The sequence below is a fragment of the Ensifer sp. CCNWLY38 genome (genome assembly GCF_037120565.1).
Taxonomy (GTDB): domain Bacteria; phylum Pseudomonadota; class Alphaproteobacteria; order Rhizobiales; family Rhizobiaceae; genus Ensifer; species Ensifer adhaerens_H.
This window is the reverse complement of sequence record NZ_JBBBBO010000011.1, coordinates 36,611-62,486: the sequence shown is the minus strand read 5'-3', so window position 1 is coordinate 62,486 and position 25,876 is coordinate 36,611. Positions and strand designations below refer to the sequence as shown.

Below are 25,876 nucleotides of genomic sequence, written 5' to 3'. Positions count from 1 at the left end.
GTGATGGCGTTGCCGCTGCTCAGCCTCATCGTCTTTATACCCGCCGCCGGGGCAGCAGCCTTGATGGTCCTGCGCAACGACAATGTGGTTCGGTGGACGGCGCTCGCTTTCACCGTGCTCGACTTGGCGCTTGCTGTCGCGATGTTGGCCGGTTTCGATACCACCACCCATGAGATGCAGTTCGTCGAGAGGCACCCGTGGGTGCCCGCGCTCGGCATTACCTATGCGCTTGGCATCGATGGCATCAGCGCACTCTTCGTGTTCCTCACTGCCCTGTTGGGCTGGATCTCAGTGCTCGCCTCCTGGGTCGCCATCGACCGCAAGGTGAAGGAATTCATGGTCAGTCTGCTCGGCATGCAGGCGCTGATGCTGGGTGTGTTCTGCGCGCTCGACCTATTCTTGTTCTACGTCTTCTGGGAGGCGATGCTGATCCCGATGTATCTGATCATCGGTGTCTGGGGCGGCGAAGGCCGGGTCTACGCGGCCTTCAAATTTTTCCTTTACACCTTGGCGGGCAGCCTCCTGTTCCTGATCGGCGTCATCGTGCTGTACTTCCAGAGCGGCAGGACCTTCGACATCCTCGCTTTGATGGCGCAGGACCTGCCGTTCGAGGTCCAGTCGTGGCTGTTCTTTGCCTTCCTCGTCGCATTCGCGGTCAAGGTGCCGATGGTCCCGCTCCATACCTGGCTGCCGGACGCCCATGTGCAGGCTCCGACGGCGGGCAGCATCATCCTTGCCGGCGTGCTCCTGAAGATGGGCGCCTACGGTTTCCTGAGGTTCTCGCTGCCGATGCTGCCGGAGGCCTCGGTCTATTATTCGACCCTGATGATGGCGCTTTCGGCGCTCGCGATCGTCTATGGCGGCCTGCTAGCGCTGGCACAGGACGACCTGAAGAAGCTGGTGGCCTATTCGAGCATCAGCCATATGGGTTTCGTGACGCTTGGGATATTTGCCCTCAACCCGCTCGGGCTCCAAGGCAGCATCCTTCAGATGTTCAATCATGGCGTGACCACCGGCGCCCTGTTTCTGTTCGTCGGCCTGATCTACGAGCGGACCCACACCCGCAGCATCGCCGACTATGGCGGCTTGATGAAGGTCGCACCTGTCTACACCGGGTTTCTGGCGCTGTTCGTGCTGTCCTCGATGGCGCTGCCGGGTACGAACTCGTTCGTGGGTGAGCTGCTGGTGCTGTCGGGCGGGTTTGCAGCCAACCTCAGCCTTGGCGCGGCCGCCGTTTTGGGCGCGTTGCTGGGCGCGGCCTACCTGCTCGGCATGTACCGGAAGGTCGCGCTTGGTCCGGTGAGCGTCGGTACGCGCTTCAAGGTCCGCGATGTCAACGGCCGCGAGATGGCGGCGATCCTGCCGCTCGCCGTCTTCGTGTTTTGGGTCGGGCTCTACCCAAAGCCCTTTCTCGCCATCATCGATAGCTCGGTCACGCATCTCTTGCAGCAGGTGCACGACAAGGGGAACGGCCCATGACCGCCGCAGCGCTCCTTCCGTCGATCCTCGCGAGCCTGCCCGAAATCATCGTGGTTACGGGGGCCTGCATCCTGCTGATCGCCGGGCAGTTCGTGCCGAAGGGACAGGAATCGGTCATTGTCTGGGCCTCGGTCACAGTTGTGCTGCTTGCCGCACTGGCAACATTCACGCTGTCGGATGGGGCGCAGCCGGCCTATGCGGGCATGTTCGTCGCCGACCCCTTCTCTGTCTTCTTCAAGTCCGTGTTCTATCTGGCGACCATTCTGACGTTCCTGCTCTCGCGAAAATATGCCGACATCGAAGGGATCGGCGGCAGCGAATACTACGTCCTGCTGCTCCTTGCGCTTTCCGGCATGATGATCATGGCCTCGGCGACCGATCTCCTCTCGATCTATGTCGGCCTCGAACTGATGGTGCTCTGCACCTACGTGCTGACCGGTTTCCTGCGGCGTGAACGACGGTCGAACGAGGCGGCGCTGAAATATGTGATCCTCGGTGCGGTCTCGACCGGGATTTTTCTTTACGGAGTCTCGCTGGTCTACGGCCTCACCGGTACGACGCAGCTGGACCGGATGGCGGCGGCAGTCACCGATGAGCCGCTCGATCCGGGCTTGCTCTTGGCGGTGGTCTTCATCGTCGCGGGGCTGGTCTTCAAGGTTGGCGCAGTGCCGTTCCACATGTGGGTGCCGGATGTCTATGAGGGCGCACCGACGACGATTACCGCCTTCATGTCCGTCGGGCCCAAGGCGGCGAGCTTTGCGGTGATCCTCAGGGTGTTTCTCAATCCGTTGGTCGCAGGCTCCAACGTCTGGATCATATTAGCCGTGATCGCGGTCGTGACGATGGCGCTCGGCAGTTTCGTGGCGCTGGTGCAGGATAATTTCAAGCGTCTGCTCGCCTATTCCAGCATCGCCCATGCTGGCTTTGCCATTTTCGGCATCGTGGCCGGTGGTGCCGACGGGGTCGCCAGTGTGATGCTCTACCTCTTGATCTACACCTTCATGAATCTCGGCATCTTCGGCGCCGTCATCATGATGCGAAACGGCAATTTCTCGGGCGAGGTTATCGAGGACTATGCCGGTTTCGCCAAGCTGCATCCGGGGCTGGCTCTACTGATGTTGCTCTATCTGTTCTCGCTCGCGGGCATTCCGCCGACGGCAGGCTTCTTCGCCAAGTTCTACGTGCTGGTCGCGCTCGTCGAGCGTGGTTTCGTCCTTTTGGCCGTAATCGCAGTGCTCTTGAGCGCTGTCGCTGCCTATTTCTACATCCGCATCGTCATGGTGATGTTCATGCGCGAGCCGGAGCGGGTGTTCGAGCCGGCGCTGACGCCTCTCGTTGGCATCACTCTCGCTGTCACCGCCGCCGGCACGGTCGGCATCGGACTGTTTCCTGCGTGGTTTCTGAAGCTCGCTCAGCAGTCGGCTTTCGGCGGCTGAGCGATCGCATTTGCATTGGCCTATGCGACGGAATAAACTAGCGGTTTAGGAAAGGAATGCCCTTAGTCGCTTCCCGGGGCGACCGCGTTACCGGCCCGAAGGAGCCGATCGCGGCTTGAGCAGCGTCCCCGACGGGTGACCGGGCTGCGCAATATGTCTGCAGCGGAATTCCTCCCGGTTCTTTTCATGATCGCCGGAATTGTTCTGGTGGTGGGGGCGACGCTTTTTGTTTCGTCGCTCTTGCGGCCGTCCAATCCCTATCCCGAAAAGAACATGCCCTATGAGTGCGGCATGGACCCGGCAGGCGAAGCCGCCGGGGGGCGCTTCAGGGTGCAGTTCTTCATCCTCGCGATCCTCCTGGTCGTCTTCGATGTCGAGGCGATGTTTCTCTTTCCCTGGGCGGTCGTCCTTAAAGAGATCGGCATCGTCGGCTATCTTGAGATGTTCGTCTTCATCGTCCTGCTTCTCGTGGGCTTCGCCTACGCCTGGCTGAAGGGAGCGCTGGAATGGGAGGAGTAGGAAACACGATCCAGGACAGCGTGCTGTTCACCACGGCCGAGAGCGTCATCAATTGGAGCCGAAGGTCGGCCCTGTGGCCCGAGACCTTCGGTATCGCCTGCTGTGCCATCGAAATGATCTCGGCCGGTTGCGCACGTTACGATCTCGACCGGTTCGGCGTGGTGTTTCGCCCTTCGCCGCGGCAGTCCGATGTGATGATCATCGCCGGCACCGTGACCCGGAAGTTCGCGCCCGTCGTGCGCCGACTCTACGACCAGATGCCGGAGCCGCGCTGGGTGATCGCCATGGGTACCTGCGCCATATCGGGCGGCGTCTACAACACCTATGCCGTGGTGCAAGGGTCTGAGACCTTCGTTCCGGTTGACGTGCACGTCCCCGGATGCCCACCGCGGCCCGAGGCGCTGATGCATGGCTTCCTGCTGCTGCAAGAAAAGATCAAGAGGTCCCGCGCACTCGCCGGCACGCCTCTCGATCGGGCTGCGGCATCATGAGTGTCGAGCCCTCTCTCAACCGCGCTCCGATCCTGGAGCGCTTCGGGGAAACGATCGAGGATCTCGGCACTGCACATGGCATCGATGTCTTTGTTGTTCCGCCCGAAAAGATCGTCGAGTTCTGCCGGTTCCTGAAAGACGATCCGGAGCTCAGGTTCAATTTCCTTTCCGACATCTGCGGGGTCGACCACTATCCCGAAACGCCGCGCTTCGAGGCGGTGTACCATCTCTATTCGCTGCCCAATCGCTGGCGGGTCCGCATCAAGTGTCGGCTTGGCGACCCGCCCGAGGTCCCCTCGGTCACCGCGGTCTGGCGCACCGCCAACTGGCACGAGCGCGAAGCCTGGGACATGTATGGCATCCGGTTCCAGGGGCATCCCGATTTGCGCCGGATCTACATGTGGGAGGGCTTCGAGGGCTTTCCTCAGCGCAAGGATTTCCCGCTCAGGGGGTACAAGGACAAGCTGAACCCGTTTGGTGCCGAAGGTCCGCCGCCGACACAGCCCGACCTCGCCACGCGGGAGATTCCATAGGGAGGGAGAAGGACTGGTGCGGGCGGTTTTCCGCTCGGACCGATCCGAAATCATCATGAACTACGGAGACCGATCGACGCCGGAGAGTTGAGATGACCGAAGTCACCGAGCTTACGCGGCCAGAAGGCGAAGCGCTCAACAGCAAGGAAGTGCTTCTCAACCTCGGGCCCCAGCACCCCAGCACCCATGGGGTCCTTCGGCTCGTCCTCGAACTGGACGGCGAATATGTCAAGCGCGTGGACCCACATATCGGCTACCTGCATCGCGGCACCGAGAAACTGGCGGAAAGCTTCACCTATACGCAGATCTTCCCGCTGACCGACCGGCTCGACTATCTCTGCCCTCCTTCGAACAACCTGGCCTTCGCCCTGGCAGTGGAAAAGCTCCTGGGCATCGAAGCCCCGGTGCGGGCGCAATATATCCGCGTGATGATGGCGGAACTCGCGCGTATCTCCGGCCATCTGCTGATCACCGGCGCGCTGCCGATGGATCTCGGCGCCATGACCGCGCTGCTTTACGTCATGCGCGAGCGTGAAATGATCATGGATCTCATGGAAATGGTCACCGGTGCGCGTATGCACACTTCTTTCTGCCGGGTTGGTGGTGTGCGCGAGGACCTTCCTGATGGATTCTTCCCGAAGATCCGGGAGTTCTGCGACATCTTCCCGAACCGGATCCGTGACTATGAGCGGCTGCTCGAAGACAACCGGGTGTTCCTGAAACGCACCCAGGGGATTGGCGTGATCTCTGCCGAGGACGCCATTGATCTTGGACTGAGCGGTCCGAACCTGCGGGCCTCCGGCGTCGATTGGGACATCCGCCGAGACGAGCCTTACGAGATCTACGACCGGCTCGATTTCAATGTCATCATCCGCACCGAGGGCGATTGTTATGCGCGTTGGCGGTGCCGTGTCGATGAGATGCGTGAAAGCATGCGGATCATCGAGCAATGCATCGACCAGATGCCAGAGGGGGCGTTCCAGGTCGACATGCCGACGATCGCCTTCCCCGTCGACAAGGAGCGCGTGCATTGCTCGATGGAGGCTTTGATCCAGCATTTCGACCTGTCGGCCTATGGCTTCAACGTGCCGAAGGGCGAGGTCTATTCGGCAATCGAGGCACCCAAGGGCGAGCTGGGCTTCTACATCATCAGCGACGGGTCACCGAAACCGTTCCGCATGAAGGTCAGGGCACCCTCGTTCGTCAACCTCCAGGCGGTCTTCGGCGTCACGAACGCCCGCTATCTGGCGGACATGATTGCGGTGCTCGGCAGCCTAGATCCTGTGATGGCGGAGGTGGACAAGTAGCAGGGATTTGAACGTGATGACGATGCGCGAAAAGATCGAACAGGCGGCAGCGCGGTACCCCGACCAGCGCTCGGCAATCATGCCCGCGCTTCTGATCGCACAAAGGGAACATGGCCACCTGCCCGGGCCGGTGCTGGAAGAGGTCGCCGAAATCCTCGGCGTTGAGCGGATCTGGGTCTACGAGCTGGCGACCTTCTATACGCTTTTCCATACCGAGCCGGTGGGGACGTTCCATCTGCAGCTCTGCGACAACGTCTCCTGCATGCTGCGGCGATCCGAGGATCTGCTGACGCATCTGGAGGAAGCCCTTAGGATCAAGAGGGGTGGTACGACCGAAGATGGCCTGTTCACACTGTCGACTGTCGAATGCCTCGGCGCCTGCGAGATGGCGCCGGTGATGCAGGTCGGCGACGACTATCACGGCAACCTCGACATCGAGCGGATCGATGCGCTCCTCGCCAGGCTGCGCACGACGGTGCTCGAGACGACCGGCGCCGATCTTGCGGCCGCCGAACCACCGGGGGAATAGCGCCATGTACGAACCGGTTCTTCTGAAGAACGTGCACGTGCCGGATGGACATCTCCTCTCCACCTATGAGTCCGGCGGTGGCTATCGAGGGCTTGCCAAAGCCCTCAAGGAATACACGCCCGACGAGATCGTCGAGCTCGTCAAGCGATCGAACCTGCGCGGCCGCGGCGGAGCCGGGTTTCCAACGGGCATGAAGTGGAGTTTCGTGCCGAAGCGGGCCGACAAACCGAAATATCTCTGCTGCAACGCCGACGAAGGGGAGCCCGGCACCTTCAAGGACCGTATCGTCATGGAGCGTGACCCGCACCAACTGATCGAGGGCATGGCGATCAGTGCCTACGCGATCGGGGCCGAGGTCGCCTATGTTTACATTCGCGGAGAGTATGTGCTGGCAATCCGAAGGTTGGAACAGGCGATCGCGGAGGCCAAGGCCAAGGGTTATCTCGGAGCGAGGATACTGGGCTCCGATTTCAATTTCGTCGTGCATGTCCATTGCGGCGCCGGCGCCTATATCTGCGGCGAGGAGACCGCGATGCTCGACTCGCTCGAGGGCAAGAGGGCTCAGCCGCGCCTGAAGCCGCCATTCCCGGCGGTTGCGGGGCTTTATGCCAGCCCGACCGTCATCAACAATGTCGAGACGCTGGTCTGCGTGCCGCATATCGTGGCGCGGGGCGCCGATTGGTTCCGCAGCATCGGACCGGAGAAGAGCCCCGGACCGAAGCTCTATTGCGTCAGCGGGCAGGTGCGCAAACCCGGGCTTTACGAACTGCCGATGGGAATTCCGCTTCGCGAACTCGTCGAGGACCATGCCGGCGGGCCGCCGGCCGGTCGCAAGATCAAGGCGGTGATCCCGGGTGGTGTTTCCGCGCCGGTGATCCCTGAGCCGGGGCTGGACGTCGGGATGGACTTTGACTCGCTTGCTGCCGCCGGCACGATGCTGGGCTCGGCCGGGGTGATCGTCGTCGACGACACGACCTGCATGGTCAAGGTCGCCACCCGCATCATCGAGTTCTTTCACCACGAGTCCTGCGGCAAGTGCACACCCTGCCGCGAGGGGTTGAACTGGGTTGTGAAAGTACTGCGCCGGATCGAAGCGGGCGAGGGCGCCCCCGGCGACATGGAGCAGTTGGATATGCTCTGCAAAGGCATTTTCGGCAATACGTTTTGTGCTTTGGGTGACGGTGCGGCGATGGGATTGCGGGCCTCGCTGGCGCATTTCCGCGAGGAGTTCGTCGCCCATATCGAGGAGCGGAAGTGTCCGTTCCACTGAGGAGCGCTCTAGCGCGGGCGAGTAGGTCATGGTGAGCGTTACGATCAATGGGCAAACACTGGACGTCGAGGCCGGCTCGACTGTGTTGCAGGCCGCCCAGCGATTGGGCATCGAAATTCCGACCTTCTGCTACCTGAAGCGCCTGCCGCCGCTTGCCTCCTGCCGCATGTGTCTCATCGAGATAGAGGGGCTGCGGCGGCTACAGCCGTCCTGCGCCACAGCCGTCACTGAAGGCATGGTCGTGCGAACGGACACGCCGCTGATTGATGAAACGCGTTCTTCCATGCTGGACATGCTGCTCGCCAACCACCCGCTCGACTGTCCGATCTGCGACAAGGGTGGCGAATGTGAGCTTCAGGACATGGTGATGGCCTATGGTCCGGGGAGAAGCCGCTTTCATGATCCCAAGCGTGTGTTCCATTCCCGCGACATTCGCCTCAGCCCCGTCGTCATCATGAACGTCAACCGCTGTATCCAGTGCCAGCGCTGCGTGCGGATGTGCGAAGAGGTCGTCGGCGCGGTCGCTCTCGGCACCGTCGAGAAGGGCATGGATACGGCCGTCACCGGCTTCGAGGGCAGTCTCGCCAGTTGCGACCAATGCGGCAACTGCATCGAAGTCTGTCCGGTCGGCGCGCTGATGAGCTTTCCCTATCGCTACAAGGCGCGGCCCTGGGACCTCGCCGAGGTCGACACGGTCTGCCCGCATTGCGGCACCGGATGTCAGCTGACGGTCGGCGCGCGCAAGGGCGAGTTCATGCGGGTCCGATCCAAGGAGGAACACGGCGTCAACCGCGAAACGCTATGCGCACGCGGCCGGTTCGGCCTTGACTTCATCGAAGGCCACGACCGGATCAAACGACCGATGATCCGCCGCGATGGCGCGCTGGTTCCGGTTTCCTGGGACGAGGCGGGAGACTATCTGCGCCGGCGGCTGGCGGCGGTCGAAAGCAAGGCTTCTGGCGGCGTTGTCTCGCCGCGCCTGCCCAACGAGGTGCTCTATCAGTTCCAGAAGCTCATGCGTACGGTCTTCCGGACCAACAACATCGACTGCTCGTCGCGTTGGTCTACGCCCTTCGATGCGCTCGCCCCTCTGATGGCGAGCTACACGCGTGCGCCGCTGCAGGAGGTGCTCGGCGTCGACCGCGTGCTTGTCATCGGTGGCAACGTGACCGAGGAGAACCCGGTCACAGAATATCTGCTGCGGGATGCCGCCCGGCGGCGCGGCACCCGACTGCTCATGCTCACAACGCGACCGTCCCGTCTCGACGCCGATGCGGAGGCTGTGGTTCGCATACCGCCCGGTGGCGAGGCAACGAGCCTTGCGTCCGTTGTCGCCGCACTTGCGGTGGCAGCCCGCGAGAAACTGTCGGGTGACGTTCTTGCAGAGATCGGAGCGACAATCGGCGGCCCGGCGGCTCGCAATGGCAGCGACGGACCGGATCGTCTGGCCGCCGCGCTCAACGAAGGTAGCACCGTCGCCGTGCTCGTCGGTGTTGACCTCCTGAGATCGACCGAAGCTCGGGTGGCGTTGCACCAGCTCAACAACCTGCTGCAACTGCTCCGCCTCCTCGGCAAGACCCCAGCATTGCAGATCCTTTTCGACCGCGCCAACCAGATGGGCGCGTGGGATATGGGGGCTTTGGCGGGCGCCTTCCCGGGCCAGCAGGCGGTCGCCGACGATACGGTGCGCAGCGCTCTTGCCCGGGACTGGGACACCGAAATCCCCCACGAGCCGGGTTCCGATCTCGACGCGATGCTGGATCTGTGCGTCGCTGGGCAGATGGGCGCCCTTTATCTTGTCGGAACCGACCCCCTGATCGCCTATCCGGACAGGGAGTTCATGACGCGGGCCCTTGGCGCCGCTGATCTGCTGATCGTGCAGGACAGCTTCCTGACAGAGACGGCCGCACTGGCTGAGGTCGTTCTGCCAGCGGCGGGCTACGGTGAAGAGCACGGCAGCTTTACCAACAACGAGGGTCGCGTCCAGCAGGTCCGCAAGTTCCGGGAACCGGTCTTCGAGGCGCGAGGCAATCTCGCGATCTTCGATTTTGTCGCAGCTTTGCGCGGCCAAACATTGCAGCATTCGACGCACGTCGAGATTTTCGATGAGATCGCCCGGCTGCTTCCGGCCTATCAGGCGTTGACGTGGGCCGGGCTCGGCTCCGACGGTGCCTTCACCAAGGCGGGTCAGACGCCATCCTTGGGCGCTTTCTATGCACCGCCGGCTGGTTTCCAGGCGAGCGACGGGCTCATGCTCGTCACTGGCAACTGTCTGTTCCACAATGGCTATCTTTCGGAGCGCTCGGAGATTCTGAATACGGTCGCCAACGACCCTTATGTCGCGATGAGCGCTGAGGATGCTGCGCAGCTTGGCCTTGCGGATGGTGCTCAGGTTGTCGTTCGTTCAACCCGTGGCGAACTGACGGCGCAACTCAAGGTCGAGAAGCCGTTTCCCAAGGGTCTCGTCTTTATTCCCGAAAACTATCGGTCTCTTCGCCTCAACAGCTTGATGCAGCGGGGTGAATACCCGTGTCCGGTCGAGGTTCAAAAGGTGCAAGCCGCCCACGAAATCAAGGGCACGAACCGGATCTGGCGTGGAGCGTGAGGTTGGGCGCGAGGCACTGTTCCCTGCATTCTCTCCACCCGGTCGGCAGGAAACCCCATCAGTGGTAACCGGCCCCGGCAATGTATTCGTGCAAATGCCGCTCCGTGCGCTGCGCTTCGTCAAGCCGATGCTTGACCACGTCGCCGATGCTGACGACGCCCACAATGGCCTCCTCCTCAATGACCAGCACGTGACGTGTCCGTCTCTGGGTCATGATCGACATCACCAGGGGTAGCCCATCGACAGCCGAGCAAATCGCCACGTTGCGGTTCATGATGTCGGCCACCGGCATCAGCGCCGCCTCCGGCCCGTATTCCGCAAGTGCGTTGCAGCAGTCCCGTTCCGACAGCGTGCCCATATACCTTCCGGGCGCGTGGCTGACGACCACGAAGCCGATATTGTTGTCACGAAAGAGCCGCAGGATCTCCACCATCGTCTGGTCGGGAGCGACCGCGATCACTCCAGCGCCCTTGTCTTTCACGATTTCACCGACAAGCATCTGAGCCTCCTATCTGCGCGCGCCGGTTTGATCGTTGCTGCTCACGTTCGCCGGATGTTGCGCCACCAGTTATAGCCATGCGGCTCGCTCGTCTCGACCAGCACGTCCTGTTCTGTGTTCAGGCGTGCGGCGACGACGCCACCGCCGGTCATTGCCTTTCCAGGTTTGCCAAGCAGATCGTCACGTCCGATCACCAGGTCACGTGACGAAAAACTCGAGAACTCATACTGCTGGCCAAGTGCGATGGCGTCCGCAGGGCAGGCGTCCTCGCACAGGCCGCAGAACAGGCACCGGGCCGTGTCGATCTCGAATTTTGCTGGGCGGCGGTTGCCCTTATCGTCCTCATAAGGAACGACTTCGATGCAATCGCAGGGGCAGATGCGAGCGCAGAGTTCGCACGCCACGCATTTGATTTCGCCCTCTTCGTCCCGTTTGAGGAAGTGATGTCCGCGATAGCGCGAGTAGGGGAGCCATTTCTCCTTGTCCGGATACTGCATGGTCACCGGCTTGGAGAACATATAGCCAAAGGTCAGCGTAAAGGCGCTTAGCAGATCGGCAAAAAGCGCCCAGCCGATCCATGTTCCAGCTCTGTCGACTACGCGTGACATCGTCGCGCCGTTCTACAGCGACGTGCGTTTATTCCGACGCAGGAGGTCGCTGTAGTCCCTTCGATCGCTGCACGTACCTTCCTCAGATCGACATCGATCTAGGAACGCACGCGGAGGAGCCGCCATGGCCCCTAAGTGAAAGCAATACCAGTGATAATTATGTTCGCCATCGACAAAGGAAGCAAGACCTTCCATCCGATCGCCATCAGTTGATCATAGCGATAGCGGGGTAGGGTGAAGCGGAACCACATAAAAACATAAATGAAGAATGCCACCTTGAGCGCAAACCAGAGAAGCGGTGGCAGCGGAAGCAGAATACCGTTCCAGCCGCCGAAAAACAGGATGACGGAGAGGACCGATACCAAGAGCACGATGACGTATTCGCTGACCATGAAGAGCGCGAAACGGATCCCGCTGTACTCGGTGTGGAACCCGGCGCCGAGATCCCCTTCCGCCTCGGCCAGGTCGAAGGGAATGCGCTGCGCTTCGGCCAAGCCCGCGACGAAGAAGACGAAGAACCCGATCGGTTGATAGACGATGTTCCAGAGATCGCTCTGGGCGCGCACGATGTCCACGAGGCTCATCGACTGTGCCAGCATGACGACGCCGATGACCGCGAAACCCATGGGGATCTCGTAGCTGATCATCTGCGCGCAGGTCCTGAGACTGCCTAGAACCGCGTATTTGCTGTTGGCGGCCCAGCCGCCGAAGATGACGCCATAGACCTCCAACCCGATCACGGCGAAGACGAAAAGCAATGCCACGTTCAGGTTGGAAACGTAGAGCGTGATCTCGGCATTGAGCACTGAAACGGTCTCCCCGAAGGGGACCGCGACGAATACGACAAAGGGCGGAGCGAGCGCCAGGATCGGCGCCAGCTTAAACAGGAAGCGGTCAGCCTCTGCAGGGATGTGGTCCTCTTTCGTCAGGAGTTTGATACCGTCCGCCACCGGCTGCAGCAGCCCGTGCCACCCCACGCGCATGGGACCCATCCGCTGCTGCATATGGCCGGCAATCTTGCGTTCCAGCCAGGTCAGCGGCAAAGGCAGCAGAAGCAGCATTGCGATCAGCAACGCGATCTTGATGGCGATCACGCCAAGAGCGATGAGAAGTTCCATGTTCCGCGGCCTACTAGTCAACAGGCTGAAACACGACTGGACTTGGCCGAGCTTACCCGTTGAGCGCTTCGGTACTTCCGATTTCTCGATTCTCTCACGAAACGGCGGCTGTGGACAAGCTGCTGCTTCCAGCTCTGCGCTTGACGGCGAATGACAAGATCAGCGACGAGCAAGCATGCAGCTCTCGGTGGCTCGAAAGATCAGAGAGCGTAGGTGCTCGAGGGGCCTCGCTCGAGTTCTCGCGCGGACATCGCCGCACCGAGGCAACAAAGTCGAAGCTAGGTTTAGCCGAAGCCCTTGGATTCTTTTGTTTCAGGCGCTGATGCTGGCACACCTGTCGCGCCGGTCGCGCATGACGAGAGTGGCGATTATAAAACCCTGGGCTAGCAGCAGTGCGTATCCCCCGAGTATCACTTCGCACGGCACCACAAAATTCAGTTGTGGCGCGGCGCCGAGGATGACCGGCACGCTCCAGGAGACAATTGAAATCACGCCGCATCCGATCAGAGCGGTCTTCGTGGCGGGTCTGATTTCCGAGAGGAGCGCGGAGCCAGTTTGGCGACGGATGAACGGTATCACGAAGCGATGGATGGCGAAGCCGTTGATGGTGAGGATGCTGACGATCGTCACCTTGGCCCAGATCTTGGGGTTCAGCAGCTTCTCGGGTTCGGTCACTTGATATAGCAGGAGAAATCCCAAGCCCGAGGCCCAGAGCAGCAACAGTCCGGCTGCGATAAACCGACTGATCCATTCGACATGTTCGACGAGTTCGGCGCTGACGATCATCCGACGGTAGCGTGACAACATCAGATCAAGAAACACCGCGCCGCCGAGCCCGAGAACCAATCCTGAGAAATGGATTAGCCGTAGCGATGTGCGGATGTATGAGACCACGTGCGGGGTTGACGACAAAGAAAGATCCAAAACACCCATTTCCCAAATCCTCCCCCAAGAAAACGCGCAAATGCATTCGCACCCCGAAACAGGGCACGTCCGATGCTTCGGACTGTTGTGATTTGCTGCTCCGAAACGCGATCGGGACCCGGTCTCGGAGCGAGCCCGTTCTATGAAATGGTGAGTTCCATTGTCAAGTATGATGCCGTGCTAATTCAGTAATTTGTAGATTGACGATGCGGCTTTTGGATTGATCCCTATCTGGATCGTGGATGCCGGCCGCGCGGTCCGGATCATTGGTGATGTCGGACTATCGATGGAGGCGTCGCGCTCGGTTGCCGGCGAGGCGGCGCGCACGATCAAGATAGGAGCCGTCTATCCGGCGACAATAGGCGTGCTGCCGGCGTTCCTCGCGCGTATTGGCCGGAAGTTCCCGGATGTAGGCCCTGCATGTGACGAGCGGGTCGACCAGCGACATGTCCGCTCGATCGAGAACGGCCAGATCAGACTACGTCGCCTCATCGCAGGTTCCTTGGCGTATGACCAACACCCAAACGAAGCCGGAACCCACCTGTTAAGGGTGAATGGCCTTATTGGCGGCATCGCGGAATGAAACGAGTCTCTGGCGGCTGTCATCCCACAGGACGAGCCTGACGCAGCGCAAGCTTTCCCAAAGAGTGATGCGGCCGATATCCGCGAGTTGGGGGTGGTCGCGCAGAACTTCCGGCAATCTGTAGTAAGGGATCCTGCTCGACAGGTGATGCACGTGATGAATGCCGATATTGCCGGTCAGCCATCTCAGCACCAGCGGCAGGTCATAGTGGGATGCGCCGTGGAGGGCTGCCTGGGGAAACTGCCAATCCTCGCCGGCCGACCAGTGCGTCTCCTCAAACTGGTGCTGCACGTAGAAGAGCCAGATGCCGGCGGCGCCCGCCAAGAGCACGATCGGCAGGTGGATCAAGAGGAAAGGCAGGAGCCCAACCATCCAAGCCACCAAGGCGGCGCAAATCAGGATCGCAGCGTTCGTCGCCATGGTGGAGACCCAGGGCAGGGCACCCCCCTTCATCATCCCGAAAGGCACACGCTGCTTAAGGAGAAAGAGCCAGGCAGGGCCGATGCCGAACATCACAAGCGGGTGCCGGTACAGGCGATAGCCCAGGCGTTTCACGGGTGAAAGTGCACGGTATTCCGAGATCGTGAGCGTGGTGATGTCGCCGGTACCCCGCTCGTCCAGATTGCCAGCCGAGGCGTGATGAGCGGCGTGCGCCCGGCGCCAGTAATCGTAAGGCGTCAACGTAAGCACACCGATGACACGACCCGTCCAATCGTCGGGGCCGCGACGGGCGAAGAACGAACCGTGGCCGCAATCGTGCTGGATCATAAAAAGGCGCAGGAGGAAGGCTGCGGCCGGAATGATTGCGATCAGCCCGTACCAGAACCCATACGCGAGGGCAAAATAGGCGATGGCCCAGAAGCCGGCGAACGGCACGACTGTGACAAGAAGCTCCAAGGCGCTGCGCCCAATGCGGGGCTGACGGTATTTCGCGAGGATCTTCAACCACGCTCGGGCATCATTTTCTACAAGTGATGCCGGTGAGTAGACATGTGTGTTCATCAAAACTGGTCCGTATTTCCTCGCCTCGCAAATAACCTGCCAGGCCTATGGCTTGCGCCGGAGTTTCAAGCGCAATGGTGGAGAGTGTCAGGCCCGACGAGCCATGCGCGCCGCATAACGGCGATCGCGCTCGGCCTCGTCGGTCAAAATGTCGTCATGGGTGCGCTTCTGGTGGCAAGGTGAATGTCGCAGGAGGGTGCCATAGCTTGGCAGCATTGAACCTTCGGGCGCTGCGTGCCGGAACGTATCCTACGAAGTGGATGCGCAATGCAATAGCGTTGACCGCAATTATCTCCTGCAGGGCGGCGTTCGAAAAGCTAGCAAATCCGGGATCGCCACGCACCCCCGCGCGTGCCGGCCGGATCAGGTAGCCGAACGGATGAAAACGGAAGCTCCATACAGAGCCACCGCCTTAATCAAACCTGCCCCCCGCTCGCCGTCGATAAGCCGATAACCTTGGCGTCATCAGCTTTGGCAGAGGCGGCATGCAAGTCGCCTCTGCTCCACTAGAGCTATTTCTGCTTCTTGCCTACGCTGGGCGCGCTCGTGGCGAACTTGACCTGATTGCCCTGCGTGGCGGCGGCGGCCGGTGCCACGGACTTGTCCTTTTTCGGCTTTCGAACTTCGCGATTGCTTCTTACTTGGCCTTTGGCCATCTGATCCTCCTGGATTTTCGGTTGATTATGGGTTGCAGAATTTCAATGCTGCGACATGACCGTGCCTTTGGGTCCACTCAGCAAGGACGAAATGTTCCGCCACGTAGGCAGGAGAGCCTGGGGCCTCGTGCTACCGAACTGAACCGCTTGATACGGAGTGCGGACGTAGTTTCATCTTTACGAATTTGCTGAAGCCGACCGTGTTCGCGGTATCCAAACCCGCTGACGTTGACGAGATTGCGCGCGGTACTGTGAAGGTGAAGGTCGGAAGACACTCGGTCCTCCTTTCGTTGGGGCCAGGACACTAACGCCCCGAAGCAGCAGCGCCCTGAATATGGCTGCTGAAGATGAGAGCATGTGCTATTTGAAGGTCGTACGCAATGGCCCTTGTTCTCTCCTTGAACAGGCGGGTCGGCCCCAGACGCGCCCGCTGATATTGGCCACTCTTTACTATTTGTCTTCGTATTGCGCTCAGCTGAGTTCTTGGGCGAGTCCGATGAGAAGCCCGTCAGGTCCACGGATGTAGCAGAGCCGATACGCGTCCTTATACTGGACTACTTCGCCTACGAGCTGCGCGCCGCGCTTGAAGAGCCTTTCAAGGGTCTCGTCAATGTCGTCCACGGCGAACATGACGCGGAGGTAGCCCAGGGCGTTGACCGGGGCGTTCCGGTGATCTGCGACCACGGGTGGCGTGAGGAAACGGGAGAGCTCGAGCCGGCTGTGGCCGTCCGGTGTGCGCATCATGGCAATCTCGACATGCTGATCACCCAGTCCGGTGACGCGTCCGGCCCATTCTCCTTCGATCGTTGCCCGCCCTTCGAGCTCGAGGCCGAGCTCGCGAAAGAAATCAATCGCCGCTGCCAGGTCTTCGACGACGATTCCTACGTTGTCCATCCGCTTGAGCGCCATGTTTCCAATCTCCAGGGTGGCGTTCCAATCTATAAGGTGTCGCCTCGTCGAACAACGGACGCTTGAGACGCCCCGAACATCGGCAGCCATCCGGGCCCGATCCACGATTGGAGAAAGGCGCCTCTCGGGACGTCAACGAAAGCGGCAACTTTTCTTATTTTGGGCAGCGAAAGAGAACGTCATTCCTATAATCTATAAAAAATATGTATTTAATGATGTTAGATTGTCAATCGTGCCGGAACTCAGAACCCATGTCCTATCTGCTCAGCCTTCTCGACAAGAGTCCCGTCGATCCCGGAGGCACGCCGACACACGCCCTGCATGCGACGGCCAACCTTGCCGTGAAGGCGGAGGAATGGGGTTACCATCGCTTCTGGGTCGCGGAGCACCATAACATAGCCGGCCTTGCGAGCTCGGCGCCCGAAACCTTGATCGCTTATCTGCTGGCGAAGACGTCGAAGATCCGCATTGGTTCCGGCGGCGTTATGCTGCAACACTACAGTGCCTACAAGGTCGCCGAGACCTTCAATCTTCTCGCCAGCCTCGCCCCGTCGCGTGTCGATCTCGGTGTGGGCAAGGCGCCTGGCGGTTTTCCATTTTCCACCAAGGCACTGCAGGCCGGAATTGATCCGGCATTGCGGCCGAGTTTCCCGGAGCAATTGAGCGATCTCAATCGCTATCTGCTTTCGCAGGCTGGACCGGACGCTGAGTTGCTGGCGACGCCACTGCCGCCTGCTGCGCCGGAACGTTTCCTCCTGGGGGCAAGCGTCGACAGCGCCCTGCTGGCGGCCGAAAAGGGCTGGAAGCTCGTCTTTGCCGGCCATCTCAACGGCGATCCAGACAATCTGAAAAAAACCTTCGAAGCCTATGAGCGCGCCACGGGCGGCGAGCGGCCGCTGCTGGCTCTGGCGGCTCTTGCTGCCGAGAGCGAAGAGCGGGCACGCGAGCGCGTTGCCGATCTGAAAATCTTCAAGGTGTTCTTCGGCAATGGCCAGAGCGTCAATGTCGGCAGCGAGGAGCAGGCAGCCGAATACGCCCGCCAGGCCGGCGTCACCGACTACCGTGTCGAGGAAAAGACCCCAAGCATTCTCCATGGCACGCCGCGGCAGGTGCGCCGGGAGCTCGACGACTTGCATCGTCGCTACGGCGTCCAGGAATTCATCATCGATACGCCTTCGGTTGCTGCTTCCGAACGCTTCGCCTCGATCGAACTCATTGCACGAGAACGACTGTCTCTCGCCGCCTGATCATTCCGGGAAGGAACTGTCATGACCAAGAAGAATGTGACTTTCGGCATCATGCTGCAGGGACCGGGCGGGCACATGAACGCCTGGAAACACCCGAGCGGGCCGGCCGATGCCAGCGTCAATTTCGGCTTTTTCGTCGAAACGGCGCGCAGGGCCGAAGCCGCCGGCATCGCCTTCGCCTTCGTCGCCGACGGTCTCTACATCAACGAGCAGTCGATCCCGCATTTCCTCAACCGTTTCGAACCTTTGACCATCCTGTCGGCGCTCGCCGCCTCGACCTCGAAGATCGGTCTCGTCGGCACGGTCTCGACCTCCTACAGCGACCCGTTCACGGTCGCCCGCCAGTTCGCCTCGCTCGATCTCATCAGCGGCGGCCGGGCCGGCTGGAACGCGGTGACCTCGCCGCTTGAAGGTTCGGGCCGCAACTACGGGCGCGAACACCCCGAGCATGAATTGCGCTACGAGATCGCCGACGAATATCTCGACGCCATCAAGGGGCTTTGGGATAGCTGGGACGACGACGCCTTCGTGCGTAACCGGGCAACCGGCGTTTACGCCGACAAGACCAAGCTGCGCCGGCTCAACCACAAGGGACGGTTCTTCCGGATCGAGGGGCCGCTCAACATCGAGCGTTCGCGACAGGGCCAACCGGTTGTCTTCCAGGCAGGCGCCTCCGATTCCGGCGTCCGGCTTGCCGGCAAACACGCCGATGCGGTCTTCACCAATGGTGGGCCGATCGAGGACGCGAAGGTCTTCTACAAGCAGGTCAAGCAAAGTGCGGTGGCTCAAGGGCGCAGCACCTCGGAGATCGGCATCTTCCCGGGCATCGGCCCGATCGTCGGCGCGACTGCCGAGGAAGCGGAGGCGAAGTACCGTGCCATTCGCGATCTGGTGACGATCGAAGAGGCACTTCTCTATCTTGGCCGCTTCTTCGACCACCACGACTTCAGCGCCTATCCCCTGGACGCGCCGTTTCCGGATATCGGCGACATCGGCAAGAATAGCTTCCGGGCAACGACCGACCGCATCAAGAAGACGGCGCGCGAAACAGGTGCAACCCTGCGCGAGATCGCGCTCGACGTCGCAACGCCAAGGACCGCCTTCATCGGCACGGCCGAGCATATCGCCGACGAGATCATCCGCTGGATCGAAGAGGATGCGGCCGACGGCTTCATTCTCGGTTTCCCGGTGATCGCCGAGGGACTTGCCGATTTTGCCGCGCATATTCTGCCCATCCTCGAAGGCAAAGGCTACTTCAAGCGCGAGCTCGTGGGCGAGACGCTGCGCGATCATCTGGGGCTCCCCTATCGCGAAAGCCGCTATGCCGCGCCGACACCGGATGTCGAACGGGGAAGGGCAGTCGGAGCCTGATGGCTTCGTCGGAGGCGGACTCATGAACCTCATCCTCACCGACACCCAGCGATCCGCCGCGGTCGAGCGTGGCCTTGCCGCCTTTCTCGACGAGATCGTCGCCGTTCGCCGCGACCTGCACCAGCATCCGGAGCTCGCCTTTCAGGAGAAACGCACCAGCGGCCTCGTCGCCGATCTGCTCGCCTCCTGGGGTTATGAGGTCAGCCGCGGCATCGCCGGAACCGGCATCGTCGCGACGCTGCGGCGCGGACAGGGCGGGAAGGCGATCGGTCTTCGCGCGGACATGGACGCGCTGCCGATCGATGAGGCGACCGGGCTTGCCTATGCCAGCCTGCATAAGGGCGTCATGCACGCCTGCGGCCATGACGGGCACACGGCGATCCTGCTCGCCGCCGCGCGCTTTCTTGCCGCCGAGGGCCGTTTCGATGGCACGCTGCGGCTGATCTTCCAGCCCGCTGAGGAAATCGGCGCCGGCGCCCGCAAGATGCTGTCGGAGGGCCTGTTCGAGCGGTTCCCTGTGGACGCCGTCTTCGGTCTGCACAATTGGCCGGGTGTGCCGGCCGGCCGTTTCGGCTTCGTCGCTGGCCCGGCCATGGCCTCTGTCGATCAGGCCAACATCACGGTCGTCGGCAAGGGCGGGCATGGAGCAGAGCCGCATCTGACGGTTGATCCAGTGCTGGCGACGGCATCGCTGATCACGGCGCTTCAGAGCCTGGTTTCACGCAATGTCGATCCGCAGGACATGGCCGTCGTCACTGTCGGCTCCATCCATGGCGGCCAGGCGTCGAACGTCATTCCCGAGAGCGTTTCCTTGAGGCTGACCCTGCGTGCCTTCAATGGCGAGGTTCGCCGCCTGCTCGGCGAGCGTGTGCAGGCGCTGGCACGGGCACAGGCCGAAAGTTTTGGCGCAAGGGCCGAGGTCGACTACAGGCTCGGCTTTCCGGCACTCGTCAACCACCACCGCGAAACGGATCTCGCCCGCAATGTCGCGCTTAGGGCCTTCGGTCCCGAAGCGGTCATTGCCGAGTTCAAGCCGCGCACTGCCAGCGAGGACTTCGCTTATCTCCTGGAGGAGAAGGCGGGCAACTACGCTTTCGTCGGCAACGGCGACAGCGCTCCCCTTCACAGCGCCCAATACGACTTCAACGACGCGATCATCGCACCCGCCGCCCGCTACTGGGTCCGGCTGGTGGAAACCTTCCTCGCATGACGACCATGGGATGGCGAAAGACATGAGCGACACGTTTCTCTACACCACGCCCCTCGACCCGCGCGCCAAGCCGCTGATCGACGAGCTGATCGTGGAATATGACAGCCGCTACGGCAATTATTTCAGCGAAGAGGGGGCCGCGGCCGAAATGAACCGCTATCCGGCGGAGGCCTTCGCCCCGCCGCACGGCAACTTCGTGCTCCTCATCCGCAACGGCGAAACCATCGGCGGCGGTGCCTTCAAGCACTATGACGACCATACCGCCGAGTTCAAACGCATCTGGACCCGTTCCGATCTCAGGCGTCAGGGTCTGGCGCGCAAGGTGCTCTTCGAGCTCGAGGCGCAGGCGGCACGCCAGGGCTATTCGCGGATCTATCTGACCACCGGCTTCAGGCAGCCGGAGGCGGTCGGCCTCTATCTCACCAACGGCTACGCCGCGCTCTTCGACGTCGAAGCCGACCCGGAAGTTTACAAGACGCTGCCCTTCGAGAAGCACATCACCCATCTCGTCGCCTCGCTGGCACTTCTTGGCGATGCGCCGCCCTCACAGCCGCAGGCCGTCAACCATGCGTGACAGTTACCGCACGTGCCGGTCGCGAGCACGGCGCCCAACCGATTTCCAGGAGTGGATCCATCATGGCAGTTGTGACCGACCTCGCCGGTATTCCCGGCGCCAGCCGAACCAGTGAGCCGAACCCGGGCTACGCGCACTACCGCATCGTGCCGGCGCGCCATCCGGGGCGCGCGCTCGGAACGTTGTTTGCAGCGCTGGTCATTGCCGGCGTGCTCTATTCGGTTTTGACCAATCCGCGCTGGGGCTGGCCGGTTTTTGCCGAATGGTTCTTCGCCGAACCGGTGCTGGCGGGACTCGGCCGCACCCTGCTCTTGACCGCGCTTGCCACCGTCTCCGGCTCGCTGCTTGGAACGGCACTTGCGCTTGCCCGCGTGTCGAAGTCGCCGCTGCTAGCCAGCCTCTCTTTCGGCTATATCTGGCTGCTGCGCTCCATCCCGCTGATCGTGCTTCTGCTGGTGCTCAACAATCTCGGCTACCTCTACGAGACGATCGCGATCGGCGTGCCATTCACGGACACGGTCTGGCTGAACTATCCGACGACCCAGCTCTTGACGCCCTTTGCCGCCGCTTTCCTTGGCCTCACCCTCAATCAATCGGCCTTCTTCGCCGAGATCGTGCGTGGCGGCATTCTCGCCGTCGATCAGGGTCAGCACGAGGCAGCCGCCGCCCTCGGCCTGCCACGCCGGCGCCAGGCGTTCCGCATCGTGCTCCCCCAGGCCATGCGCTCGATCCTGCCGACCGGCTTCAACGAGATCATCGGCCTCGCCAAGGGCACGTCGATGGTTTACGTGCTGGCCCTGCCCGAGCTGTTCTACACGGTCCAGGTCATTTATCGCCGCAATCTCGAGGTTATTCCGCTGCTGATGGTGGCGACCGTCTGGTACCTGGTGATCATGACCGGGCTCTCCATCGCCCAACATTACATCGAGCGCTATTACTCGAAAGGTGCAGTGCGCAACCCGGTGCCGCTCCCGTTCCAGGCGCTCGTTTCGCGCTTTCGTCGACGGCTGCCGGACGTCGCGCGACCGGCTGCCGCAACCGCAAAGGTTGGCTTTCGTGACGCAGAGGTTCTGCGCTCCGGCGGGGCGGTGCATGTGCACGGCATATCGAAGAGCTTCGGGCCGCTGAAGGTGCTTGATCGCGTCGAGTTGAACCTGCCGGCGGGCAGCGTCACGGCGATCCTCGGACCGTCGGGCTCCGGCAAATCCACCTTGCTCCGGGCGATCAACCACCTGGAACGGGTCGATGACGGCTTCATTGCAATCGACGACGAACTTGTCGGCTACAGCCAGAAGGGCGACACGCTCTACGAGCTCAAGGAAAAGGACATCCTGAAGCGGCGCGCCGATATCGGCATGGTGTTCCAGAACTTCAATCTCTTCCCGCACCTGACCGTGCTCGAAAACCTGATCGAGGCGCCCGTTCACGTGCGCGGGCTTGGCCGGGAAGAGGCGGTGCGCCTCGCCCAGGAACTGCTGGCTCGCATCGGCCTCAGCGACAAGATCCACGCCTATCCGCGCCAGCTCTCGGGCGGACAGCAGCAGCGCGTCGCCATTGCCCGCGCGCTGGCGCTGCGCCCCAAGGTGCTGCTCTTCGACGAGCCGACCTCTGCGCTCGACCCGGAACTCGTTGGCGAAGTGCTCGATGTCATCAAGGAACTGGCGCGCACCGGTACGACGCTTGTCATCGTCACCCACGAGACCGGTTTTGCCCGTGAGGTTGCCGACACCGTCGTCTTCATGGAGGCGGGGCGTGTGCTGGAGGCAGGACCCCCGGCGCAGATCTTTGCCAACGCCAAACATCCGCGCACCCGCGAATTCCTGGCGCGCGTTCTCTGAAAATATCGGCCCGCCTGTTCCCGAGGGCGAAGCCTCGTCATCAATGACAACCAATGATTGAGAAGGAGAGAGATATGACAATACTCGACACTGTAAAGTTGCTGTTTGCTGGCGTTGTCACCGCTGCAACGCTCGGACTGGCCGCGGCCAACGCCCAGGACAAATTCGACCTCAGTCCCGACATCTCCAACCGCGTGCGTGCGGAAAAGAACGAAGCGGCGATCAAGGCGATCGCTGCCGACTTCAAGTTCGTCAACCCGGGCAAGTTTACCGTCGCCATCAACCCGTGGGATCCGCCGATTGCCACTTACGCATCGGACTCCAAGACCGTTGTCGGCGCCGATCCTGATATCGCTTCGCTGCTCGCCGACAGCTTCGGTCTGGAGCTTGAACTCGTGCCCGTCGCCTGGGCCGATTGGCCGCTCGGCGTCAGTTCTGGCAAGTACGACGCGGTGATCAGCAACGTCACGGTGACCGAGGAGCGCAAGGAGAAGTTCGATTTTTCCACCTATCGCAAGGACGTGCTCGGCTTCTTCGTCAAGTCCGACAGCAAGATCACCGAGATCAAGGAACCGAAGGACGTCGCCGGGCTGAAAGTGATCACCGGTGCGGGGACCAACCAGGAAAAGATCATTCTCGAATGGGACCGGCAGAACGTCGCGGCCGGGCTGAAGCCGATCGAGGTGCAGTATTACGACGATCGCGCCGCCGGCGATCTGGCGCTGCAGTCGGGCCGGGCCGACGTCGAGTTCAACCCGAACGCGACCCGCGCCTATGCAGCGTCGATCAAGAACAACACCAAAGTCGTCGGCATCGCCAGCGGCGGCTGGCCGCTGACGGCTGAGATCGCCGTCACCACCCGCAAGGGCGGCGGCCTCGCCGATGCCGTCACCGTCGCGCTCAACGATCTGATCAAGAGCGGCAAATATGGCGAGGTGCTGAAGCGCTGGAGCCTTGGCGCCGAGGCGGTCGACAAGGCCCAGACCAACCCGCCCGGCCTGCCGAAGAGCGGTTCCTGATCCGGCCTCGCTGGATCGACGGCGCCGCCGCCGGTCCAGCTTCTGTCTTTCACCCGGAGACCATCAGCATGAACGGCACAACGGCCATTCGCACCATTCTCGCCGCCGCAGCGGCAGCTCTTCTTCATTTCGGTTCTGCGCAGGCAGATGCCGGCTTCGATCTCAGCCCCGAGCAGCCCGGGCGCATTCATGCCGTTCGCAACGAGACGGCAGTCGCGGCAATTCCCGCCGACTTCAAGTTCGTGACACCGGGCAAGTTTACGGTCGGCGTCAGCCCCGGCGGACCGCCGCTTGCGACCTACGCGACCGACGCGCGCACCGTCATCGGCGCCGATCCGGAATATGCCGGCGCGATCGCAAACAGCTTAGGGTTGGAACTCGAGCTCGTGCCCACCGCCTGGATCGACTGGCCGCTTGGGTTGACATCAGGCAAGTACGACGCGGTTATCTCGAATGTCGGGGTCACCGAGCAGCGCAAGGAGAAGTTCGACTTCTCGACCTATCGGCAGGGGCTGCACGGCTTCTTCGTCAAATCCGATAGCGGCATAACTTCGATCAAGGAACCGAAGGATGCGGCGGGTCTCAGGATCATCGTCGGCGCCGGCACCAACCAGGAGCGCATCCTGCTCAAATGGAGCGACGAGAACGTCGCAGCGGGTCTGAAGCCGCTGGAGCTGCAATACTACGACGACGAAGCGACGAGCCTGGTGGCGCTTGCTTCCGGCCGGGCTGACGTCATCGTCCAGCCGCATGCGCAGCTCGTCTTCATTGCCGCTCGCGACAACAACATCAAGCGCGTCGGCACGCTCAGCGCCGGCTGGCCAGAACGTTCGGACGTGGCGATCACAACGCGCAAGGGCAGTGGGCTCGCCAACGCTCTGACGATCGCCACCAACGGTCTGATTGCGGATGGCACCTATGGCAAGGTTCTGGAACGCTGGCACCTCCAGGAGGAGGCTTTGCCGAAATCCCAGACCAACCCACCCGGTCTTCCGAAATTCTAAGGAGCCTTGGCGTGACGCCGAACAAGATATCGATCAGCCATATTGGCTTCCTGAGCCCAGGCAACTACCCGGCGGACGACCCGTTGGATGGGCTGGAGAAGACCTTGGCGTTGCTGCAGTATGGCGAGGCGCTCGGTTTTGCCAGCGCCTGGGTGCGCCAGCGACACCTGGAGCCCGGGATATCGTCGGCCGCCGCTTTTCTCGCTGCCGCGACGCAAAGGACGAGCCGCATTGAGCTTGGCACTGCGGTTATTCCGATCGGCTATGAAAGTCCGTACCGGCTGGCAGAGGATCTCTCGACCGTCGATGTCCTCTCACGCGGTCGTCTAAACATCGGCCTCAGCGCCGGACGTCCGCTGCATGCCGATCTGATCGGCCGCCTTGTCTTCGACGACGGCTGGGAGAATTTCGACTTCACGCATGCGCGGGTTCTGCGTTTTGTCGAAAATCTGCGCAGTCGCCCGATCGGCGATGAAAACACCTTCATCAAGACGCCGTTTGGCCCGCAGCGCCCCCGGCTCCAGCCCCATGCCAAGGGACTGACGGACCGGATCTGGTACGGCGGCGGCTCGTTGAAGTCTGCCGGATGGGCAGGGCGCAGTGATCTCAATCTCCTGATCGGCAATGTCACGACCGGGGAAGGGACCGACGATTTCTTCCTCGCACAGCAGCGCCAGCTCGAGACCTATCGCGCGGAGGGCGGTACGGAGAGGCGGGTCGCGCTTGGCCGGGTCATTGTTCCGCTGGATGGTGCGGACGCGAGAACGCGCAAGCGCTATCTCGACTACGCGGCCGGACGCACCGAGCGAACGCTTACGCCGCAAGGCGATCGGCGCCGCTTTACGCCCGCGACCTCGTCGGTAGTTCGGATGAAATCCTTGAACGGTTGTTTGCAGACCCGATCCTGCCGCATGTCCGCGAACTCAGGCTCGAGCTTCCCTACGAATTCGAGGACGAGGACTACCGCCAGATCGTCGATGACTTTGTTGCTCGCATTGCTCCGGAGCTCGGGTGGTCGCCGGCCGACCAGAAAGCGGCCTAGAAACGAGGGGCCTCCGAGATGAGGCCTCGCAAAACAGGAGCATCTGAGATCGACTACTTCTTCTCCAATGGCTCGCTCTGGTCGTATATCGGATTAGACACCT

Annotated in this window: 24 protein-coding genes and 1 pseudogene; 18 read left to right on the top strand and 7 right to left on the bottom strand. The window is 61.7% G+C overall.

Annotated elements, in window-relative coordinates; all coding sequences use genetic code 11:
• Positions 1–3 precede the first annotated feature (3 nt).
• The 9 genes from V7S54_RS22835 to nuoG all read left to right on the top strand — a co-directional run bounded on the left by V7S54_RS22835 (position 4) and on the right by nuoG (position 10,169).
• On the top strand, positions 4–1,479 hold the full coding sequence (locus V7S54_RS22835; protein ID WP_336408834.1) for an NADH-quinone oxidoreductase subunit M: 1,476 nt from the start codon (positions 4–6) through the stop codon (positions 1,477–1,479).
• Complete coding sequence (locus V7S54_RS22830) at positions 1,476–2,915, top strand: NADH-quinone oxidoreductase subunit N (RefSeq protein ID WP_336408833.1); 1,440 nt, start codon at positions 1,476–1,478, stop codon at positions 2,913–2,915. The genes V7S54_RS22835 and V7S54_RS22830 overlap by 4 nt, the downstream gene beginning before the upstream one ends.
• A gap of 153 nt (positions 2,916–3,068) precedes the next feature.
• Positions 3,069–3,434 (top strand): NADH-quinone oxidoreductase subunit A, encoded by a 366-nt coding sequence (locus tag V7S54_RS22825; RefSeq protein ID WP_058322069.1) that lies wholly within the window; start codon positions 3,069–3,071, stop codon positions 3,432–3,434.
• Positions 3,422–3,925, top strand: a complete 504-nt coding sequence (locus V7S54_RS22820; RefSeq protein ID WP_065376026.1) for a NuoB/complex I 20 kDa subunit family protein — start codon at positions 3,422–3,424, stop codon at positions 3,923–3,925. Before V7S54_RS22825 ends, V7S54_RS22820 begins: the two co-directional genes overlap by 13 nt.
• Complete coding sequence (locus V7S54_RS22815; protein ID WP_065376027.1) at positions 3,922–4,458, top strand: NADH-quinone oxidoreductase subunit C; 537 nt, start codon at positions 3,922–3,924, stop codon at positions 4,456–4,458. Before V7S54_RS22820 ends, V7S54_RS22815 begins: the two co-directional genes overlap by 4 nt.
• A gap of 92 nt (positions 4,459–4,550) precedes the next feature.
• Entirely contained in the window at positions 4,551–5,765 is a 1,215-nt protein-coding gene (nuoD, locus tag V7S54_RS22810; protein WP_336408832.1) for an NADH dehydrogenase (quinone) subunit D, read from the top strand.
• Between the two features lie 16 nt (positions 5,766–5,781).
• Positions 5,782–6,294, top strand: a complete 513-nt coding sequence (gene nuoE, locus V7S54_RS22805; RefSeq protein WP_336408831.1) for an NADH-quinone oxidoreductase subunit NuoE — start codon at positions 5,782–5,784, stop codon at positions 6,292–6,294.
• Between the two features lie 4 nt (positions 6,295–6,298).
• Positions 6,299–7,564: an NADH-quinone oxidoreductase subunit NuoF gene (gene nuoF, locus V7S54_RS22800; RefSeq protein ID WP_336408830.1), complete on the top strand. Its 1,266-nt coding sequence runs from the start codon at positions 6,299–6,301 to the stop codon at positions 7,562–7,564.
• Positions 7,565–7,592: 28 nt separating this feature from the next.
• Positions 7,593–10,169 (top strand): NADH-quinone oxidoreductase subunit NuoG, encoded by a 2,577-nt coding sequence (nuoG, locus tag V7S54_RS22795; protein ID WP_336408829.1) that lies wholly within the window; start codon positions 7,593–7,595, stop codon positions 10,167–10,169.
• 58 nt (positions 10,170–10,227) lie between these two features.
• Here nuoG and V7S54_RS22790 read toward each other — a convergent pair whose 3' ends face one another.
• The 4 genes from V7S54_RS22790 to V7S54_RS22775 all read right to left on the bottom strand — a co-directional run bounded on the left by V7S54_RS22790 (position 10,228) and on the right by V7S54_RS22775 (position 13,327).
• Complete coding sequence (locus V7S54_RS22790; RefSeq protein WP_336408828.1) at positions 10,228–10,668, bottom strand: CBS domain-containing protein; 441 nt, start codon at positions 10,666–10,668, stop codon at positions 10,228–10,230.
• Between the two features lie 41 nt (positions 10,669–10,709).
• Positions 10,710–11,276 (bottom strand): NADH-quinone oxidoreductase subunit I, encoded by a 567-nt coding sequence (locus V7S54_RS22785; protein ID WP_336408827.1) that lies wholly within the window; start codon positions 11,274–11,276, stop codon positions 10,710–10,712.
• 131 nt (positions 11,277–11,407) lie between these two features.
• Positions 11,408–12,394 (bottom strand): NADH-quinone oxidoreductase subunit NuoH, encoded by a 987-nt coding sequence (gene nuoH, locus V7S54_RS22780; protein WP_336408826.1) that lies wholly within the window; start codon positions 12,392–12,394, stop codon positions 11,408–11,410.
• Between the two features lie 312 nt (positions 12,395–12,706).
• Positions 12,707–13,327, bottom strand: coding sequence for a hypothetical protein (locus V7S54_RS22775; protein ID WP_336408825.1), 621 nt, complete (start codon positions 13,325–13,327; stop codon positions 12,707–12,709).
• A gap of 211 nt (positions 13,328–13,538) precedes the next feature.
• Here V7S54_RS22775 and V7S54_RS33285 point away from each other — a divergent pair, with 211 nt between their 5' ends.
• On the top strand, positions 13,539–13,901 hold the full coding sequence (locus V7S54_RS33285) for a hypothetical protein (RefSeq protein WP_442892599.1): 363 nt from the start codon (positions 13,539–13,541) through the stop codon (positions 13,899–13,901).
• Here the strand turns inward: V7S54_RS33285 and V7S54_RS22765 are convergent.
• The 3 genes from V7S54_RS22765 to V7S54_RS22755 form a co-directional block, all read right to left on the bottom strand.
• Entirely contained in the window at positions 13,863–14,903 is a 1,041-nt protein-coding gene (locus V7S54_RS22765; protein WP_336408824.1) for a fatty acid desaturase, read from the bottom strand. The two genes, V7S54_RS33285 and V7S54_RS22765, sit on opposite strands and share 39 nt — an antisense overlap.
• A 512-nt stretch (positions 14,904–15,415) precedes the next feature.
• Entirely contained in the window at positions 15,416–15,559 is a 144-nt protein-coding gene (locus tag V7S54_RS22760; protein WP_176707599.1) for a hypothetical protein, read from the bottom strand.
• 471 nt (positions 15,560–16,030) lie between these two features.
• Complete coding sequence (locus tag V7S54_RS22755; RefSeq protein WP_336408823.1) at positions 16,031–16,468, bottom strand: VOC family protein; 438 nt, start codon at positions 16,466–16,468, stop codon at positions 16,031–16,033.
• A 251-nt stretch (positions 16,469–16,719) separates the two neighbouring features.
• Here V7S54_RS22755 and V7S54_RS22750 point away from each other — a divergent pair, with 251 nt between their 5' ends.
• The 8 genes and pseudogenes from V7S54_RS22750 to V7S54_RS22715 all read left to right on the top strand — a co-directional run bounded on the left by V7S54_RS22750 (position 16,720) and on the right by V7S54_RS22715 (position 25,773).
• Positions 16,720–17,715, top strand: a complete 996-nt coding sequence (locus V7S54_RS22750) for an MsnO8 family LLM class oxidoreductase (RefSeq protein ID WP_336408822.1) — start codon at positions 16,720–16,722, stop codon at positions 17,713–17,715.
• Between the two features lie 21 nt (positions 17,716–17,736).
• Entirely contained in the window at positions 17,737–19,086 is a 1,350-nt protein-coding gene (locus V7S54_RS22745) for an LLM class flavin-dependent oxidoreductase (RefSeq protein WP_336408821.1), read from the top strand.
• 22 nt (positions 19,087–19,108) lie between these two features.
• Complete coding sequence (locus V7S54_RS22740; protein WP_336408820.1) at positions 19,109–20,296, top strand: M20 aminoacylase family protein; 1,188 nt, start codon at positions 19,109–19,111, stop codon at positions 20,294–20,296.
• Between the two features lie 10 nt (positions 20,297–20,306).
• Positions 20,307–20,870 (top strand): GNAT family N-acetyltransferase, encoded by a 564-nt coding sequence (locus V7S54_RS22735; RefSeq protein ID WP_336408819.1) that lies wholly within the window; start codon positions 20,307–20,309, stop codon positions 20,868–20,870.
• Positions 20,871–20,932: 62 nt separating this feature from the next.
• Positions 20,933–22,708, top strand: a complete 1,776-nt coding sequence (locus V7S54_RS22730; protein WP_336408818.1) for an amino acid ABC transporter permease/ATP-binding protein — start codon at positions 20,933–20,935, stop codon at positions 22,706–22,708.
• Positions 22,709–22,782: 74 nt separating this feature from the next.
• Positions 22,783–23,727 (top strand): ABC transporter substrate-binding protein, encoded by a 945-nt coding sequence (locus tag V7S54_RS22725; protein WP_336408817.1) that lies wholly within the window; start codon positions 22,783–22,785, stop codon positions 23,725–23,727.
• 68 nt (positions 23,728–23,795) lie between these two features.
• A complete protein-coding gene (locus tag V7S54_RS22720) occupies positions 23,796–24,731 on the top strand; it encodes an ABC transporter substrate-binding protein (protein WP_336408816.1) in 936 nt (311 codons plus the stop codon).
• 11 nt (positions 24,732–24,742) lie between these two features.
• Positions 24,743–25,773 (top strand): annotated as a pseudogene (locus V7S54_RS22715) (LLM class flavin-dependent oxidoreductase).
• Positions 25,774–25,876 lie beyond the last annotated feature (103 nt).

What these genes read in the sequence shown, in the direction of transcription:
- V7S54_RS22835 (WP_336408834.1), top strand. Translation starts at nt 4, where the DNA reads ATGGCGTTGCCGCTGCTCAGCCTCATCGTCTTTATACCCGCCGCCGGG.
- V7S54_RS22830 (WP_336408833.1), top strand. Translation starts at nt 1,476, where the DNA reads ATGACCGCCGCAGCGCTCCTTCCGTCGATCCTCGCGAGCCTGCCCGAA.
- V7S54_RS22825 (WP_058322069.1), top strand. Translation starts at nt 3,069, where the DNA reads ATGTCTGCAGCGGAATTCCTCCCGGTTCTTTTCATGATCGCCGGAATT.
- V7S54_RS22820 (WP_065376026.1), top strand. Translation starts at nt 3,422, where the DNA reads ATGGGAGGAGTAGGAAACACGATCCAGGACAGCGTGCTGTTCACCACG.
- V7S54_RS22815 (WP_065376027.1), top strand. Translation starts at nt 3,922, where the DNA reads ATGAGTGTCGAGCCCTCTCTCAACCGCGCTCCGATCCTGGAGCGCTTC.
- nuoD (WP_336408832.1), top strand. Translation starts at nt 4,551, where the DNA reads ATGACCGAAGTCACCGAGCTTACGCGGCCAGAAGGCGAAGCGCTCAAC.
- nuoE (WP_336408831.1), top strand. Translation starts at nt 5,782, where the DNA reads ATGACGATGCGCGAAAAGATCGAACAGGCGGCAGCGCGGTACCCCGAC.
- nuoF (WP_336408830.1), top strand. Translation starts at nt 6,299, where the DNA reads ATGTACGAACCGGTTCTTCTGAAGAACGTGCACGTGCCGGATGGACAT.
- nuoG (WP_336408829.1), top strand. Translation starts at nt 7,593, where the DNA reads ATGGTGAGCGTTACGATCAATGGGCAAACACTGGACGTCGAGGCCGGC.
- V7S54_RS22790 (WP_336408828.1), bottom strand. Translation starts at nt 10,668, where the DNA reads ATGCTTGTCGGTGAAATCGTGAAAGACAAGGGCGCTGGAGTGATCGCG.
- V7S54_RS22785 (WP_336408827.1), bottom strand. Translation starts at nt 11,276, where the DNA reads ATGTCACGCGTAGTCGACAGAGCTGGAACATGGATCGGCTGGGCGCTT.
- nuoH (WP_336408826.1), bottom strand. Translation starts at nt 12,394, where the DNA reads ATGGAACTTCTCATCGCTCTTGGCGTGATCGCCATCAAGATCGCGTTG.
- V7S54_RS22775 (WP_336408825.1), bottom strand. Translation starts at nt 13,327, where the DNA reads ATGGGTGTTTTGGATCTTTCTTTGTCGTCAACCCCGCACGTGGTCTCA.
- V7S54_RS22765 (WP_336408824.1), bottom strand. Translation starts at nt 14,903, where the DNA reads ATGAACACACATGTCTACTCACCGGCATCACTTGTAGAAAATGATGCC.
- V7S54_RS22760 (WP_176707599.1), bottom strand. Translation starts at nt 15,559, where the DNA reads ATGGCCAAAGGCCAAGTAAGAAGCAATCGCGAAGTTCGAAAGCCGAAA.
- V7S54_RS22755 (WP_336408823.1), bottom strand. Translation starts at nt 16,468, where the DNA reads ATGGCGCTCAAGCGGATGGACAACGTAGGAATCGTCGTCGAAGACCTG.
- V7S54_RS22750 (WP_336408822.1), top strand. Translation starts at nt 16,720, where the DNA reads ATGTCCTATCTGCTCAGCCTTCTCGACAAGAGTCCCGTCGATCCCGGA.
- V7S54_RS22745 (WP_336408821.1), top strand. Translation starts at nt 17,737, where the DNA reads ATGACCAAGAAGAATGTGACTTTCGGCATCATGCTGCAGGGACCGGGC.
- V7S54_RS22740 (WP_336408820.1), top strand. Translation starts at nt 19,109, where the DNA reads ATGAACCTCATCCTCACCGACACCCAGCGATCCGCCGCGGTCGAGCGT.
- V7S54_RS22735 (WP_336408819.1), top strand. Translation starts at nt 20,307, where the DNA reads ATGGCGAAAGACATGAGCGACACGTTTCTCTACACCACGCCCCTCGAC.
- V7S54_RS22730 (WP_336408818.1), top strand. Translation starts at nt 20,933, where the DNA reads ATGGCAGTTGTGACCGACCTCGCCGGTATTCCCGGCGCCAGCCGAACC.
- V7S54_RS22725 (WP_336408817.1), top strand. Translation starts at nt 22,783, where the DNA reads ATGACAATACTCGACACTGTAAAGTTGCTGTTTGCTGGCGTTGTCACC.
- V7S54_RS22720 (WP_336408816.1), top strand. Translation starts at nt 23,796, where the DNA reads ATGAACGGCACAACGGCCATTCGCACCATTCTCGCCGCCGCAGCGGCA.